At 47.2% G+C, this 16,506-nt stretch carries 16 protein-coding genes; 6 read left to right on the top strand and 10 right to left on the bottom strand.

Annotated features, from left to right (window positions below; genetic code table 11):
* Positions 1-18: 18 nt before the first annotated feature.
* Positions 19-135, bottom strand: a complete 117-nt coding sequence (gene lptM / locus L4C35_RS19220; RefSeq protein ID WP_084711848.1) for an LPS translocon maturation chaperone LptM — start codon at positions 133-135, stop codon at positions 19-21.
* Between the two features lie 77 nt (positions 136-212).
* Between lptM and cyaY the strand changes: the two genes are divergently transcribed.
* Entirely contained in the window at positions 213-524 is a 312-nt protein-coding gene (gene cyaY, locus L4C35_RS19215; protein ID WP_428464412.1) for an iron donor protein CyaY, read from the top strand.
* A 98-nt stretch (positions 525-622) separates the two neighbouring features.
* On the opposite strand, the gene L4C35_RS19210 is transcribed toward cyaY, so the two are convergent.
* Entirely contained in the window at positions 623-3,187 is a 2,565-nt protein-coding gene (locus L4C35_RS19210) for a class I adenylate cyclase (RefSeq protein WP_428464411.1), read from the bottom strand.
* A 399-nt stretch (positions 3,188-3,586) separates the two neighbouring features.
* Between L4C35_RS19210 and hemC the strand changes: the two genes are divergently transcribed.
* The 4 genes from hemC to L4C35_RS19190 are packed head-to-tail and all read left to right on the top strand — an operon-like array spanning position 3,587 to position 7,692.
* The gene (gene hemC, locus L4C35_RS19205) at positions 3,587-4,519 is read left to right on the top strand and encodes a hydroxymethylbilane synthase (protein ID WP_428464410.1); all 933 of its coding nucleotides are present in this window, start codon (positions 3,587-3,589) and stop codon (positions 4,517-4,519) included.
* Positions 4,519-5,274, top strand: a complete 756-nt coding sequence (locus L4C35_RS19200; RefSeq protein WP_428464409.1) for a uroporphyrinogen-III synthase — start codon at positions 4,519-4,521, stop codon at positions 5,272-5,274. Before hemC ends, L4C35_RS19200 begins: the two co-directional genes overlap by 1 nt.
* A 4-nt stretch (positions 5,275-5,278) precedes the next feature.
* Positions 5,279-6,508: a uroporphyrinogen-III C-methyltransferase gene (gene hemX, locus L4C35_RS19195; protein WP_428464408.1), complete on the top strand. Its 1,230-nt coding sequence runs from the start codon at positions 5,279-5,281 to the stop codon at positions 6,506-6,508.
* On the top strand, positions 6,505-7,692 hold the full coding sequence (locus L4C35_RS19190) for a heme biosynthesis protein HemY (RefSeq protein WP_428464407.1): 1,188 nt from the start codon (positions 6,505-6,507) through the stop codon (positions 7,690-7,692). Before hemX ends, L4C35_RS19190 begins: the two co-directional genes overlap by 4 nt.
* 355 nt (positions 7,693-8,047) lie before the next feature.
* On the opposite strand, the gene L4C35_RS19185 is transcribed toward L4C35_RS19190, so the two are convergent.
* The 3 genes from L4C35_RS19185 to L4C35_RS19175 all read right to left on the bottom strand — a co-directional run bounded on the left by L4C35_RS19185 (position 8,048) and on the right by L4C35_RS19175 (position 12,471).
* Positions 8,048-8,422, bottom strand: a complete 375-nt coding sequence (locus tag L4C35_RS19185) for a hypothetical protein (protein WP_428464406.1) — start codon at positions 8,420-8,422, stop codon at positions 8,048-8,050.
* 91 nt (positions 8,423-8,513) lie between these two features.
* On the bottom strand, positions 8,514-9,284 hold the full coding sequence (locus tag L4C35_RS19180; RefSeq protein ID WP_428464405.1) for a class I SAM-dependent methyltransferase: 771 nt from the start codon (positions 9,282-9,284) through the stop codon (positions 8,514-8,516).
* Between the two features lie 43 nt (positions 9,285-9,327).
* Positions 9,328-12,471: an ABC transporter substrate binding protein gene (locus L4C35_RS19175; protein ID WP_428464404.1), complete on the bottom strand. Its 3,144-nt coding sequence runs from the start codon at positions 12,469-12,471 to the stop codon at positions 9,328-9,330.
* Positions 12,472-12,631: 160 nt separating this feature from the next.
* On the opposite strand from L4C35_RS19175, the gene asnC reads away from it, so the two are divergent.
* Positions 12,632-13,093, top strand: coding sequence for a transcriptional regulator AsnC (gene asnC, locus L4C35_RS19170; protein ID WP_428464403.1), 462 nt, complete (start codon positions 12,632-12,634; stop codon positions 13,091-13,093).
* 79 nt (positions 13,094-13,172) lie between these two features.
* Here the strand turns inward: asnC and hemB are convergent, their stop codons facing one another.
* The 5 genes from hemB to tatA all read right to left on the bottom strand — a co-directional run bounded on the left by hemB (position 13,173) and on the right by tatA (position 16,499).
* Positions 13,173-14,228, bottom strand: a complete 1,056-nt coding sequence (gene hemB, locus L4C35_RS19165; RefSeq protein ID WP_428464402.1) for a porphobilinogen synthase — start codon at positions 14,226-14,228, stop codon at positions 13,173-13,175.
* A 60-nt stretch (positions 14,229-14,288) separates the two neighbouring features.
* Complete coding sequence (tatD, locus tag L4C35_RS19160) at positions 14,289-15,077, bottom strand: 3'-5' ssDNA/RNA exonuclease TatD (protein ID WP_428464401.1); 789 nt, start codon at positions 15,075-15,077, stop codon at positions 14,289-14,291.
* A 64-nt stretch (positions 15,078-15,141) separates the two neighbouring features.
* Positions 15,142-15,885: a Sec-independent protein translocase subunit TatC gene (gene tatC, locus L4C35_RS19155; RefSeq protein WP_428464400.1), complete on the bottom strand. Its 744-nt coding sequence runs from the start codon at positions 15,883-15,885 to the stop codon at positions 15,142-15,144.
* An 11-nt stretch (positions 15,886-15,896) separates the two neighbouring features.
* Positions 15,897-16,238: a Sec-independent protein translocase protein TatB gene (tatB, locus tag L4C35_RS19150; RefSeq protein ID WP_062690312.1), complete on the bottom strand. Its 342-nt coding sequence runs from the start codon at positions 16,236-16,238 to the stop codon at positions 15,897-15,899.
* A 3-nt stretch (positions 16,239-16,241) separates the two neighbouring features.
* Positions 16,242-16,499 carry a Sec-independent protein translocase subunit TatA gene (gene tatA, locus L4C35_RS19145; protein ID WP_062690311.1) on the bottom strand — a complete coding sequence of 86 codons (258 nt, stop codon included), beginning with the start codon at positions 16,497-16,499 and terminating at the stop codon, positions 16,242-16,244.
* Between the last annotated feature and the right edge of the window lie 7 nt (positions 16,500-16,506).

Genomic DNA, 16,506 nt, shown 5'->3' with positions numbered 1-16,506 from the left:
CTTCCCTGTTCGGTATTGCTACTGTTGTTGTTGCTGCTGATCAGCGTCTTGTGGCATGTACAACGCACCACTCTGGCCACAACCCGAGATCGCCAACACACCCAGTACTAAAATTGCTAATAAACCTTTACGCATTTTTAAAGCCAGTGATTATCGTTTCAATGCCCTCTATAATCGCACCAAGAATAGGAAAAGCAATAGGACGTAATGGGATGAATGATACTGAATTTCACAACTTGGCTGATCTAGCCCTACAAGCACTTGAAGATGGCATCGATGAATCGGGTGCTGATATCGAGCCAGAAACAACAGGCAATGTCCTGACGTTGGAGTTTGAAAACCGCAGCCAAATCGTCATTAATCGTCAAGAACCCCTTCACGAATTGTGGCTGGCGTCTAAATCGGGTGGCTACCATTTCAAATTTGATGGTACAGAATGGCGTTGTACCCGTAGTGGTGAAGAGTTTTTTGCCCTAGTTAAGCGTGAATGTACGCTGCATGCAGGTGAACCTGTGGAGTGGTAAACACCGCTTACTTTCTTTGTTACAACACAAAAAAGCCTTCCAACGTAATGAACGGGAAGGCTTTTTTATTTATCTCGCATTTAAGCTGCGTAAGATAATTAGCGCGATGAAAACGACATCACCGCTGCGGCTGAATTATCAGAACTTGGTCGACGCTGAACTTGCTGACCACTCTTGAACGGGATCACTTGGCAATCACCCGACTCCGAACGAACGATGTCGTAAAACTGCGGTAAGTTGAAATTGATGAAGTTCGCACTGTAGCTAAAACGATCTTGGGCCGAGGTATAAAAACGGTTTACCCCGTGCACCATCTCATCTTTATCACCGCTGCATTGGCGATACACTTCAATTCGGTTAGTTTCATCCAAAATATAAATATTGAAGCCTTGATCGCAATCTTCAAAGAAGAATTGGATTAAACCTTCACTCGCGTACGAATCAACAATTTCTGGCGGATGCGGTTCGTCCGTCTTACCCATCACCAATTGTGGTGAGCCGATCAATTTGTTGCTGGAAATACAGCTATAGAAATCAACCGAGTTTTCCAGTTTTTGTACCGATACACCGCGGCGCTCAAAGAACAGGCCGTGGGTTTGGTCACCAATACGGATCGCTTTAAAACGACGGCGTTTTTCTTGTTCAACCGGCTTCAAGCGCATTTCGATACACTCAGCCACCAGTTGATACACTAAATTACGGATCAAACCACGCATGTGTTTGCTATAGCAGAACACATCCACCGATTCTGGTGGAATTGCATCTTGGTGCATTTTGCCCAATACGGTTTTCAGCGCATCAAGCATCGCATTTTCACCGCTGAAATTGAGAGTACGCACTTCGTTCCACGAGTTGCGGTATACCAAATCCACGCTACCCACTAAACATTGCTGCTCAGGACCATAGCTGAAAATGTCGGTATTTTTGAAATCAAACCGAATAGAGCGATTCTTGAGTTCGGTCGTTGGGTCATTTTCAAGGTTAATAAATAACCCTAACTGACGGATCTCACACGGGCTCGATAACGCTTGTAAGCTTGGCTGTGGACGACGAATGGGGAAAGTATTACGAATATCACTGACCAATTGGTACAGCTTATCGATATCCAAATCGGTATCACGCACCACATTGTGCAAACAGGTTGATTCCGTTAACAGACCATTAAAGTAGGACCATGCCACCAGCTTGCTGAGGTAGCGGTTATGCTCTAACGATGGCTGCCCCAAAATTGCGTACGGGTCGAGCGGCTGCTTATACAAATACCACCCCGCGGCATTGGTACGCCCCGCAGGTACTTGAATAAAGGTCAGATCTGATTCGTGTAAATCCGGTGAAATCTGCGGATTGAGCAGAGTCACTTTACCCGGTAGCACCTCAAAGGCCGCATACAGTTTACGCGCTAAGATACTAATATCTTCTGGGCTGATTGCCGACGTAATATCGTTACGGCGCGCAAAACGGATCAGGTTACGGTAGCTCAGCATCAAGGCATCAAGCAGCTCGTTATGTGCACGCTTAACCTGCCCGACTTTCCAATCACGGCGATTATCCAGCTCGCTTAGCACTTCGTGTGACCATTGCCACTCCGTCGTTAGCTCTTGTAACACCCGACGACGCCACGCCACGGAGCCCGAAGAAGGTTCACGGGTCAGTTTCTCGTGGGTTTTAAGATAGAAACAACGACGCACTAAATCCAAACGGCGATGATCGTCGATCCGCTCAAGATAACGCGTCACTTTTTCCAGCATCAAGTAATAGGCATCCATGCAGTATTCAAAGCGCTCTTCGGCAAAGAAGCGACGCTTGGCATCAACGCTCAATAACTGGGTATGGGGATATTCCCAAGAATAGGCTTCAAGCAAAATCGCTTTCAGCACCGACTTATACGGCGAATCGATGCTCTTATACAGCTGCCATAAACTTGAGCCAAAGTATTCTTCTGCTGGAATGCGGGTAAGCCCGCCAAAATCAATCCACTCTTCACGACGAATATGACCTGCAGAAACTAAGTAGTCGACATATTCGTCGTAACACTCTTCCATTTCTGGCGGCACCATAAACCACAATAATGGTTGGCCAGCCATCAGCACGGCAGAACGGTAAAACTCGTCCAGTAGCAACAAGTGCTGACTTGAACCACAGTTTTCCCCTGTCATGGCTTCAGAAAAGTTGTCGCGGAATCGGTTTTCGTCGATTAAGAAGAAGTTGGCTTCAACACCCTGTGCCATCGCCCAATCCGAAATCAATGAACATTTGCTGTCGAGCGCTTCACGCTCATCACTCGGCATATTGGTGCGAATACAGACCCAAATATCCAAATCACTGGTCAGGCTTTGTCCAAGCGAAGAGGTACTGCCCATCGCATACAGGCCAAGGATAGGTGAAGAAAGGTCATTCGATGGAAAGGCAAGTTCAGCGCCAACAGCCAACCCACAGTCATCAACGAACTGTTGCTGTGGCTCAGATAGCGAGAACGACACAACACCATGCTGTACCTCTTGATCGAGGTAACCTGGGATGGCAGGGTGATTATAATGCAGTAAGACAGGCAACAAGTGATACACCTGTTGCGAGGTTGCCGTCATTGCGGCATGAGCACGTTCATTACGAAGTATATGAAGTGCATCCAGTCTACTTTTTAGCGTCTGAATATAGTTGTGCAAATTACTCTTCCAAGAGCTGCCAGCATTAAGCGGCCCAAATCTTGTCATTAATAGTGTAGAGAAGGTTCTACATACGAGCAAAAACGTGATCAATCTAACACTTTTTGCATTACCCGTAAAGTTAGTGACGATTTATGACAACTTATGAATAGCAGATGCGGTGGTGGTCGGCGTTATCCTTTTGCCTCATCCCTCAAGCTAGTACATTCAGGCAATTCCGCCAGCGCACCAAGGGGGTTAACCTGGCATCTTGAGGGTTATGTGAGAAATATCACATTAATCGTGACACATTTCAAGACAATACAACTTCGATGCATTCCTGACTAGTTGTTCATTACCATCACGCGGCAGGAGTGGTACGATTAGCGAAAATAACGCCTTTATTATGGATCCTATTCTATGACCGATAAACCAATCCGCATTGCTACCCGCAAGAGTCCACTCGCCATGTGGCAAGCCGAATTTGTAAAAGCCGAACTGGAACAAGCGCACCCAGGCTTAACGGTAGAATTAGTACCTATGGTCACTAAAGGCGACATTATCCTTGATACCCCACTAGCTAAAGTGGGCGGTAAAGGATTGTTCGTGAAAGAGCTGGAAGTGGCGATGCTAGAAGACCGCGCCGATATTGCGGTCCACTCAATGAAAGATGTACCGGTTGAGTTTCCTGAAGGTTTAGGTCTAGTGACGATTTGTGAGCGTGAAGACCCACGTGATGCCTTTGTCTCAAATACCTATAACAACATTGATGAACTGCCTGAAGGCGCGATCGTGGGCACATCAAGCTTGCGTCGCCAATGTCAATTACGCGCTAATCGCCCTGATCTGGTAGTAAAAGATTTACGTGGCAATGTGAATACCCGCCTGCGTAAATTAGATGAAGGCCAATACGATGCCATTATTCTGGCCTGTGCTGGTCTTATCCGCTTAAAAATGGAAGACCGTATTCGTTGCGCGATTGAGCCAGAAGTCAGCCTACCCGCTGTCGGCCAAGGTGCTGTAGGGATTGAGTGTCGTTTAGATGATGAGCGCGTCCGCGGCTTACTGGCAACACTGAATCACCAAGAAACCGCCACCCGCGTTTTGTGTGAGCGTGCGATGAACAACCGCCTACAAGGTGGCTGCCAAGTGCCAATCGGCAGCTACTCATTACTTGATGGCGACCAAATCTGGTTACGCGCCCTGGTTGGTGAACCCGACGGTAGCAAGATCGTCAGCGGCGAAATCACAGGTGCAGCAGCTGATGCTGAAAAACTCGGTATTGAACTGGCAGACCAATTACTGGCTGACGGTGCCAAAGCCATTCTTGATGAATTGTACGGCAACGCGTAATGACCATTTTGATCACCCGCCCATCGCCCGATGGTGAGCAACTCGCTCAGCAGCTGAATGCTGCGGGTATCAAAGCCATTACCCACCCCCTTCTTACGATTAAGGCAGGTCATGACCTGCCAACCCTCATTTCGCAACTAAATTTACTGCAACCAAATGATTTTCTGATTGCCGTCAGTGTTCATGCAGTGAATTTAGCTCACAATTACTTACTTTCACACTGTGCTAGCTGGCCAAAAAACGTGCATTATATAGCCGTTGGTCATAAAACAGCGGCCGCCTTGCGCCAAGCAACAGGGCAAGCGGTACACCAACCTCAGCACCAGTGTGATAGTGAAGGCTTACTTGCACTACCTGAATTAGCCAACGTTAACCAGCGCCGCATCTTAATTTTACGCGGCAACGGGGGGCGCGAGCTCATTCATCAAGCACTTAGCGAACGTGGCGCACAAGTAAGTTATTGTGAATGTTACCAACGATGCTTGCTACCTTTAGATGGGGAGCAACTTTGTCAACAGTGGCAATCACACGATGTAACAGCGTTAGTTGTAACCAGCGGTGAGCAGCTTTCGCATTTATGCACCGCAATACCGCAGAACCAACAGGCTTGGTTTTATCAACGCCAGCTTTATGTACCAAGCCAACGGATTGCAGACCAAGCTCAGCAGCTTGGTTTTACACATTTTTCCACCGTGGGCAGCGCAGCCAATCACGCGCTCTTCACGTTCCTAAGCAAGATAGGCACGATGGGATAATCGGATGACTGATAAAAAAACCAATAACGACACCCCTGCAGAAAATGGCGCAGCAAATGCTAAGCCAACCAATAAGCAAGGACAAGCGAGCGCTAACGCCAGTAAGCCACAAACCTCAGCACAAAAAGACGCTGAAAAAAAGGCGGCGACCAGCACAACTCAATCAGCCCCTGCCGCTGATAAACCCGCACCACAACCAGCAGTAACCACCGAGAAGAAAAGCGGCAGCAAAACAGGTGCGGTTGCCATCGCCCTCGTCATCGCCCTTGGTGCAGGCCTTTACTACCACGGCCACCAACAAACCCAAACCCAAAATGCGCAAGTTGCCGCCCTACAACAGCAACTGACTAGCATGAAGGCGACGCTGGCTGAGAGCCAACAAGAAACCTTAGGTAAAGTAGAGCAAAGTTTACACGGCACCGAAGTCTCCATCTCCCAGCAAGAACAATCGATCCAAGGCCTACAATTGGCTTTAGCTGAAATGAAAGGCCGCCGTCCAAACGACTGGCTACTGGCTGAAGCAGATTACCTAGTGAAAATGGCGGGTCGTAAATTATGGCTTGAGCATGATGTGGTAAGCGCAACGGTATTACTGGAGTCGGCTGATAACCGTATCGCAGAATTGAACGATCCAAGCCTGACACCGGTACGTAAAGCGATGAACACCGATATTACCGCGCTTAAATCTGTCGCCCGTATCGACCGTGATGGTTTAGTGCTTCGCTTAACCAGCCTGCAAGAACAAGTTACGCACTTACCTCTCGCTAACGCTATCATGCCAGAAGCGGAAGCAGTTGAAGAAGCAGCCGTCAGTACCTCTGTCGACGACTGGAAAACCAATTTAATGACCTCGCTACAGAATTTCAGCGATCATTTCATTACCTACCGTAAACGAGATGGCAGCGTGATCCCTTTGCTTTCGCCTAAGCAAGATTTCTACTTACAAGAAAACATTAAGTCGAAGTTAGAAACGGCGATTAAAGCGGTGTACCGCGAAGAAGGTGAGCTCTACAGCAAATCACTGACCATGGCGAAAGACTGGGCACAGCAGTTCTACAACCAAGATGCACCCGCCACGCAAAGCTTCATCAAAACCTTGGATCAACTAGCAGGTGAAAGCATTGAAGCGAGCTACCCAACCCGTCTGCAATCTCAGCCGTTAATCACCGACTTGATCAGCGAGCGTCTACGCCATCAAGTAAAACCAATCAGCACTGAGGAGAATCCAGCATGATCAAACTGTTACTACTGGTAGCGGCGCTGATTGCTGGTGTCGTAGTGGGCCCGATGCTAGCGGGGAATCAAGGTTACGTCCTGATCTCTGCAGCTAACCAAACCATTGAGATGAGTGTTACTACGCTTATTTTATGTGTGGTGGTATTGCTGGGAATCTTCTTTCTTATCGAAAACATCCTCAAACGTCTATTCTCATTAAGCAGCTCAACTCGGGGTTGGTTTGCGGGTCGTAAAGCGCGTAAAGCACGTACGCTCACGGCCAATGGCTTGATGAAAGTGATTGAAGGTGACTGGAAGCAAGCTGAAAAACTCGTGGTTAAAGCCGCCAAGCATAGCGACACCCCGATGCTGAACTACTTAGCAGCAGCAGAAGCGGCACAAGGTCAAGGCGATACTGAACAGCGTGATGATTACCTGCGTTTAGCATCGGATATTGATGGCCAAAATCTTGCGGTTGCACTGACCCGTGCCAAGCTGCAATTACGCCAAAAAGAGTTTGAGCAAGCACTCGCAACACTGTGTGATATCAAACAAAACCACGGTCGCAACCCGATCATGCTAGGCCTGTTAAAAGAGTGCTATATTCACCTCGAAGACTGGAAGCCACTACTGGCGCTATTACCTCAGCTTGAGAAACAACACGTTATTACGGCTGAAGAAGCTGTAATACTGGCTCAGAAAGCTGAATGTGGTTTGATGGAACACATAGCTCAGCATAGCGGTAGTGATGGCCTAATGGGTCACTGGAACGGTCTAAGCCGAAAAGACAAACAACGCCCAGAGTTAGTCGCTTGTTTCGTCCGCCAGATGATCATCAAGAAAGCCGATAGCGAAGCCTACACTGTACTGCGTGATTCATTGAAAAAGCAAAGCAACGACACCTTAATTGGTCTAGTGGCTGAGCTAAATCTGCCCGACAATCACCCTGCGATTGTTCGCCTGCAAGATTTATTACGCTACGACAGCAACAACCCAGTGACGCACAGTGCGCTGGCACAGTTGTTTATGCGTGATGAAAAGTGGGAAGAGGCAAAGAGCCACTTTGAGCAAGCTATTGCTATTCGTCCTGATGTGACAGATTACGCGCACCTCGTCAAAGTACTCGAAAAACTCAATGACGAACAAGGCGCGGCATCCGTTTCTCGTCAGGCGCTAACATTAGCGCTTCCTGCTAAAATTTAAAACTATTAGCAAATAACATAAAGCACTCTTCGGAGTGCTTTTTTTATACCAAAAACCAATAGTATATGTTGCTTAATTCATATAATTGTATCCAATTGTTAATAGTCATTTCATCTTATATCCATCCCATTGATAGCGTTTTGTAAACGTTATTCAATGGTAGTTCTACTTTGCTTACAAATGGATAACCGAAATGGATATGTTCGCGTGGCTACTTGTTTCAGGCATCATTGTTTCAGTGATCACTTGTGTGATGACCGCTGTGCTTGTAAAAGAAGCATGATTCAGACATAAAAAAGCCTCCATTATCGGAGGCTTTTTTATTGTTGATTGATGGCTGAAGTATGATTAACGCCTATGCGTCACCCTCTTCTTTTTGCTGTGCCTTCTTCACGGCTCGGTTATAACGCTTTACCGCTTTGGCAGCTTGTTTTAACCGCTTGGCTTTTTTCTTCGCCAGCTTAGTCACCTTCTTACCCAAATCTTGTTCCGGCTGTGACTCGGTTAATACCGTCATTTCTGGCACTGTGGTGCTCATACTCGCGGCTGATTGAACCTTGGCTAAACGAGTCTGAGAGACTAAAGCGCTGGGTTTACACAAATACACTTTATCGCTGGCAACACGCGCGCAGCTCGAACACATATAGTTAGGTTCACTGACAATCTTGCTAATAATGGCAATCTTATCCGCAATTTCGACACGACGGTACTTACATAATGATTTTGCCATTGACTACTCTCCAAGCAAAAGCGACTGACTCGCCGTAAACAACACCAACGTCTGCGCGTGGCTTATTCTTGTCTTATGATGCGCAGTTGGTTTATTTCATTGCCGCTTTTACATACACATCAAATCGATTCTTTTTGGTTTCAATCGCAGTAGAAGGCTTCACCAAATCTAAAAACTCAGCATAATCGGGACGTTTAACCACAACTCGCTTAGTCGCTAATGCCAGCGCTGGCGCTAATAGTCCATCGGCATCAAGATCCGCCCCCACTAGCGACTGAAACACCCGCATCTCTTTTTTGACCAGTGCCGACTTCTTCTTATGTGGATACATAGGATCGAGATACACCACATCGGGCGCTTCAAAATCGGCGTTATCCGCTAAATCCATTAAGGCTTGTTGACTGGATGCATGCAGCAGGCTTAGTCGTTCAGTGACCCAACCGCCAATTTCCGCATCTTGTTTAGCGCGTGTGAGTCCATCGTCCAGCAATGCAGCCACAACAGGGTGGCGCTCTACCATCTGCACTTTACAGCCTAGGCTTGCCAGCACAAACGCGTCACGGCCTAACCCAGCAGTACCATCGAGTACCTTAGGCATCACACCGCCTTTTAGGCCAACGGCTTTCGCTATCGCTTGACCACGACCGCCACCAAACTTACGTCGATGAGAAGCCGCGCCACCCGCAAGGTCAACATACACAGCGCCCAGCTTAGGTTCATCGAGCTTACGCAGCTCAAGACGTTCTTCAGTAAGTACCAACGCAAACTCGCTGCTATCAGTATGGCTAAGGCCCCAGCGTTGCGCTAATTGGTCTAGCTCGCCCTGACGTTGTGGGGCTTCACAGATTAAAGCTAATTGCACAAAATACTCCGGTAAATGCGGCTAATCAGAATAAGGGGCGGGATTATACCACTGCATCTTGGTCTTGGCTCAACTCTGCCACCAGTTTCGCCAGCGGCTGCGGTTTACCAAATAAATAGCCCTGCGCATAATCAACCCCAAGATCTTGTAGCTTCGTCAAAATCGCTTCACTTTCCACAAACTCAGCGACCGTTTTTTTACCCATTTTCTTAGCCAGCTCATTGATGGCTTTTACCATCGCGAAGTCCATCTCATCTTCCGCAATGTCACGCACAAACATGCCATCAATTTTAATAATATCGACCGGCATTCGCTTCAAATAGCCAAACGATGATAAACCAGAGCCAAAGTCATCCAATGAGATTAAGCAACCTAACGATTTTAATTGGGTAAAGAGTTGAATCGCCTCACTCATATTACCTATCGCTGCGGTTTCGGTAATTTCTAAGCACAGCTTGTTGGTCGGGATCCCAGAATCACGGATCAGCCCTATCAAAAATTCCACAAAATCACGATTACCCATCGATTGTCCCGATAAGTTAATCGCACACATTTCTAATTGTTCAATCGCTTTGGGGTTCGCTTGTAACCACGCAATGGCTTCTTGCACCACATAACGGTCAATCAAATGCGCCAGGTTGTAGCGTTCAGCAGCAGGAATAAATAACCCAGGCGACACCATAGAACCATCTTTATTACGCATCCGCACCAGAATTTCATAGTGGTGCTTACCACTGCTACCGTTTAAAGGCGATATTTGCTGCGCATGCAGATCCAGCCGTTTTTCAATCAGAGCATCACGAATGTGGTTAACGTATTCCATTTCAAGTTCACGTCGTTTTAGCTCTTCGTCATCAGGGTGATATAGGTGGAGGCGATTACGCCCTTCGTCTTTAGCGGCATAACAGGCTGTGTCGGCTTGGGCATGCACTTGCTGTGGTGAGCCTGCGGTTTCATCGATCAACCGAACCCCAATCGAACAGCTAAAGCTGAAGCGGGTGTTCTGCCAATAAAATTCGGCCTCATCGAGTAACAAAAGAATTTCTTTGCCAAAGGCCACCGCATCTGCGGCATCGCAATGACGCAAAATCACCGCAAACTCATCGCCCCCTAAACGCGCTAAGGTCGCTTTACTCGGTGTGATGCTTTGTAGCATAAGTGCCACTTGCTTGAGCGCTTCATCCCCCGCTTCATGCCCTGCGGTATCATTGATCACTTTAAACTGGTCTAAATCAATGTAGAACATGGCATGGTGCGCACCTTTGTCACGCGCTTCGAGTAAGACACGCTCAAGTTGCTGTTCAAAGTAAGATCGGTTAAATAAATCGGTCAGGTAATCATGACGCGCCTGGTATTCCAGCTTGGCTTCTAATTGATGAGTAGAGGTAATATCTTCCCCTACAATCAGTAGCTGTTTTTTTGATTGCGCAGGGCGAATTGTTTCACGGATCCACACAGTACCGCCGTTGGCACAGCAATACTGCAATTGACGACGCCATACTTTTTGATCGCTTTCTTGCACCGCTGACGCCATAAACTGCTGAGGACCCGCACTATCATCACAGTAAAAATCTGTCACTTTGTGGCCTAACAACTGGCGTTTATCGTAACCCAGCAGATCGGCAGCAAACTGATTCACCGATTGAATACGCGCTTGGCTATCTATGGTCAGTAAAATAACAGGTTGTTGTTCATACAGCAGGCTATAGCTCACCTCACGGTCGCGCAGTTTATCTTCCATTTGGCTACGGGCAGTAATATCACGCGCTTCCAACAACATTTGACCAGACTCAGTGTCATTCGACGGCATGCTCTTGATGGTGATGTCCAATATCAAGCGATCACCATCACTGCTCTGCAGTTCAGCCGTAAAACGAGACATTTGGTCAGTTTGTGCCAACAGAAAGGCTTGGCTGAGTTGCAATGCTCCCTCTTGATCCCAGCAGCCCCAACGCCATAACGGTCGATCGTATTTAATCATGCTACGACCAAGTAAATGCTGCAGCGCTAAATTTGCTGACACTAAACTGCCGTGCGATTCTAAAATAGCAATGTACTGAAAGCTCTGATCAAACACGCCTTCAAACAATGCCTGACTCTGCTGCAACTGACGTTCACTTTTCTGTTGGCGACGGATCATCAAAGCTAACAAGATAATGACAGGCCCCATCACTAAGATGGTGAACAGCATCGTTTTGAGTTCTTTCTTATGGCGTTCAAACCAAGTCTGCGGCTGATTTAGCAATAATGCCTGGTCGTTATCAACATCAATCCCCCACTTCTCTAACATCGGGTAGTTGAGCATCAACTGACTCGGACTCGCCTGCAGCACGGGGTAATGGACGATATCCCCCTCTAAGACACTATTGAGCAATTTACCCATCATGGTACCCAAGTCGTAACCACTGGTTACCACCCCGCCCGTCGCGCCATATTGCAGCATGAAGTTATACATCACATAAACGGGGGCTGATGCCCTCTCCGTTAGCTGCTTAACAAACTTTCTGCTGGATCGAAACTGACCATCGCCATCTTTAAAATACACGAGCAAGATGATCGCAGAGTCAGACGGTAAGGCGCTGACAAAATCCAGCATGTCATCAAATTTATAATTAGGCGACTTGATCAACTCAACATCGAGGTTAGGGGTATTACGCTGATATTCTTCAATATCGTGCCACAACTCCTGCCCGGTATAAGTGCGATCGACCAAGATATATAAGCGCTTCAGGTTAGGCTGTAAACTTTTGGCCAGCTTAATATTCTCAACCACACGAGACAACTCAAGCACCCCTGCAACGCGCTGAAGACGGTTACTTTTCTCTTGGGTGTAGTTATTAATGCCACCAAAAACAACAGGCGTATCACCGACATACTCGCCCAATTGGTTAACTAACCAGAGCGCATGATCGTCGGTCACCACAATGGCATCGTATTTTTCTTTGGTTAATTTAGTGCGGTACACATCAAGCAATTCATTTAAATACCCTGGCGACTGATAACGCTTACTATCCATATAGCTAATACTAAATGGAATATCGTTTGAATTAGTCGCGACATCTAAACCCGCTTGCAATGAATCGGTCCAACGAAGTCCTTGGTGATACGAATGAATCACTAAGGTTTTAGGCGGGGCCGCAGAGGAGGAAAAGGTTGCTGAAAACAGTAACAAGAGAAGAAAGCGCATAATTTTTGCAGTGATCCTTTTATTCATTGTTAAGTATTTTAGCTATAGCCTTTGCCCGCGCATTACCGCAGAATGCATGAGGATGCTTTTCAATCACACCCAACCGATGCCAGTATAAAAGATGCGCGCATCGGTATAAACCAAGGAAAGGTAAATAACAATGACCCCGTTACCACGGATCGATGACCTCGACCGCGATATTTTAGATGCCTTAATGACAGATGCCCGTACACCATACGCAGAAATGGCAAAACGTTTCAACGTTAGCCCTGCCACTGTGCACGTGCGGGTCGAAAAAATGCGTGCGGCCGCCATTATTACGGGAACGGAAGTGATCGTGAACCCCAAATTGCTGGGTTACGATGTGTGCTGTTTTATTGGTATTAATTTGAATGCGGCTCGTGATTACCATTCAGCATTAGCAAAACTGAACGATCTCGATGAGGTCGTGGAAGCCTATTACACCACAGGGGCCTATAACATCTTTGTTAAGCTGATGTGTAAATCGATTGAAGAATTACAGCATGTGCTAATTGATAAGCTACAAGCAATTGATGAAGTGCAATCTACCGAGACCCTGATCTCGCTACAAAACCCGATCAGCCGTAACGTCAAGCCATAAAAAAACGAGCGATAAGACCACTTAGCGCTCGTTAGTATTTCAATTTAGCTTATTAGGCCGTTGCTATCCGCTAAAGCAGTTACTCTTCTGCACTAATAGCTTGTGCATCAGCATGGCGAGCTGCTGCATCTTCTGCTAACCACTCTGCCACATTCTTGGCAAAGTAAGTCAAGATGCCATCCGCACCCGCGCGCTTAAAGCACACTAGCGATTCCATGACCGTTTCACGCTCTTTCAGCCAGCCATTTTGGATCGCCGCCATGTGCATCGCATATTCACCCGACACTTGGTACGCATACGTCGGTACTTTCAGTTCGGTTTTCACACGGCGAACCACATCAAGGTATGGCATCCCCGGCTTCACCATCACCATGTCCGCGCCTTCATTGATGTCCATTGCCACTTCGTGCAAGGCTTCATCGCTGTTGGCTGGATCCATTTGGTAGGTTTTCTTATCACCACCTTTTAGATTGCCCGATGAACCGACGGCATCACGGAATGGGCCATAGTAGTTCGATGCATATTTCGCAGAGTACGCCATGATTTGAGTATGAATATAACCCGCTTCTTCCAACGCTTCACGAATAGCACCAATGCGACCATCCATCATATCTGATGGTGCAACAACATCGGCACCGGCTTCAGCGTGTGACAATGCTTGCTTGATCAAGATTTCCGTAGTGACGTCATTGATCACATAACCGTCTTCATCAATGATGCCGTCTTGGCCGTGGATCGTGAAGGGGTCTAATGCCACATCCGTGATCACGCCCATCTCTGGCACATGCTCTTTTAGCAGACGTACCGCGCGCTGGACCAAACCTTCTGGGTTGTAGGCTTCGCCCGCACATACACTCTTAAAATCTTGAGAAACAACGGGGAATAAGGCAATCGCTGGAACACCTAATTTCGCTAAGTACTCTGCTTCTTGCAGCATCAGATCAATCGATAGACGCTCAATACCCGGCATCGACTCTACCGTTTCACGACGATTTTTACCCATAAGAACAAACATTGGGTAAATCAGATCGTTAACAGAGATCTGGTTTTCAGCCATCAAACGACGGCTAAAGTCATGTTTACGCATTCTGCGCATACGGCGTGCTGGAAACGCGCCCTGAATAGATACAGACACGGCCTACTCCTTGTATAGGTTGATTCGCAATCTAGTTCGATAATACCACTGTCGATAAATTTAGCATGGATCGATCGCAAAAAATGCTTGGGTTGTAGCACGGGAATTTATCATTACATCAGCGGCTTGCTGATCTCGACACTCGGCTATCACAGTGGCAATGTGCGGTAAGAATTTGGGTTCATTACGGCTCGACTTCGGTTTTGGGCGATAGTCTCGCGGCAATAAATAAGGGCAATCGGTTTCAATCATTAAGCGATTGTCTGGGATATAGCGGACAATTTCGCGCAATTCAGTGCCACGACGCTCGTCGCATACCCAACCAGTAATACCAATATGCAGGTCTAGTTCAAGGCATGCTTTAAGCTCTTGCTCGCTCCCCGTAAAGCAATGCAGTACTGCAGCTGGTAATTTATCGCGCCATGGGGTCAGGATATCAATAAAGCGCTGATGGGCATCGCGACAGTGCATAAAAACAGGCATGTTCAATTCTGCCGCAAGCGCAAGTTGCGCTTCAAACACCGCTTCTTGTTGGGGACGCGGTGAAAAATCACGGTTGAAATCCAGCCCACACTCACCAATCGCCACCACTTCGGGTTTGGCCGCTAACGCGCGAATTACGGGTAAGGTTAAGTCATCAACCGACTTGGCATCGTGGGGATGGACACCAGCGGTACTGAAACAATAGTTCGGCCATTGGGTGGCCATTTGCCATGCCTGCTGACTTTCTTCAATACTGGTGCCCGTTAATATCAAGCCGGTTACACCAGCCTCTTGCGCACGTGTGATAACGGCATCACGATCTTTATCAAACCGTGCATTGGTCAGGTTTACCCCAATATCTATCATTGCTTTTTGATTCCTTAAAAACAAAAAACCGGCCTACAAGCCGGTTTTTTCATTGTCGCAATTATCACTCTTCTTCCGCTTCATCATCCTTACGGACGTAAAAGCGAGCAAAGAATAAACCGACCTCAAACAAAATACACATTGGCACTGCAAGCAGTGTTTGCGAAATAATGTCTGGTGGTGTCAGCATCATACCAACGACAAACGCCCCAACAACTATGTATGGGCGCTTTTGGCGTAAACTCTCTGGATCGGTAGCTCCTGTCCAACAAAGCAAAATAATCGCAACAGGCACCTCAAACGCGATCCCAAATGCCATAAATAGCGCGAGGATAAAGTCGAGATAACTGGCGATGTCCGTTGCCACTTGCACCCCTTCAGGCGCAATGCTGGTAAAGAAACCAAACACCAAAGGAAATACCACAAAGTACGCAAACGCCACACCTGAATAAAACAGCAGTGAGCTTGAGAACAATAATGGCATGATCAGCTTACGCTCATGCTTGTACAAACCAGGCGCAATAAAGCCCCAGACTTGGTACAAAATCATAGGCACAGCAACAAACACCGAGGCGACTAAGGTTAGTTTTATCGGGGTAAAGAAGGGAGACGCCACATCTGTTGCTATCATGCTGGCGCCTTCCGGTAGTTTTTCTACCAGAGGGGCCGACAAAAACGCATAGATGTCATTGGCGAACCAAACTAAACCCAGAAATACCACCAGCACACTCAGCAGCGAACGCAATAGTCTGTTTCGCAACTCTAGCAAATGGCTAAAGAGAGGTTGCGTCTCTTCGACTGTCGACATAGTGATCTAATCTACTCCTGCTTTTGAGAAGTCGTGGCTGAGGATTGCTCGCTTTTTTTATCAGCATAAGGACGCTGCACATCTGACGCGGCTTTTTTAAGCTCATCGACAGAGTCACGCAGTTCAGGCGATAAATCCTGCATCCCCATTTGCTCGGCTTTTTTCAGATTTTCTTGTAACTCTTGAATCTTTAATTCTTGAGACAATTCATCCTTAACCGAGTTTGCCATATTACGAGCAGCACCTACCCAACGCGAAACAGAACGTATCGCGACTGGCAGACGCTCCGGCCCCAGTACGACTAATCCCACAACGGAGATCAGTATTAACTCCCAGAACCCGATATCAAACACGTATTAAACCTGCTCTTTGTCTTTTTGGTCTTTCTGGCCAGATTGAACTTGCTCACCTTCTTTTTCAGACAGTTGCTTCTGATCGAAATCAGCGTCGTTGTCTTTCTTAGCAGCAGCTTGCTCGTCATCGCCGATCGCTTTTTTGAAACCCTTCACCGCTGAGCCTAAATCACCACCCAGTGTACGAAGTTTCTTGGTTCCGAATAAAAGAACAATGATCAGTGCAATGATTAATAATTGCCAAATACTGATACCACCCATGCTTGTT

This window comes from Photobacterium kagoshimensis, assembly GCF_050337045.1.
In the GTDB taxonomy this organism is placed as follows: domain Bacteria; phylum Pseudomonadota; class Gammaproteobacteria; order Enterobacterales; family Vibrionaceae; genus Photobacterium; species Photobacterium kagoshimensis.
The sequence above is the reverse complement of the archived record's forward strand: the minus strand, read 5'-3'. Positions and strand labels throughout refer to the sequence as shown.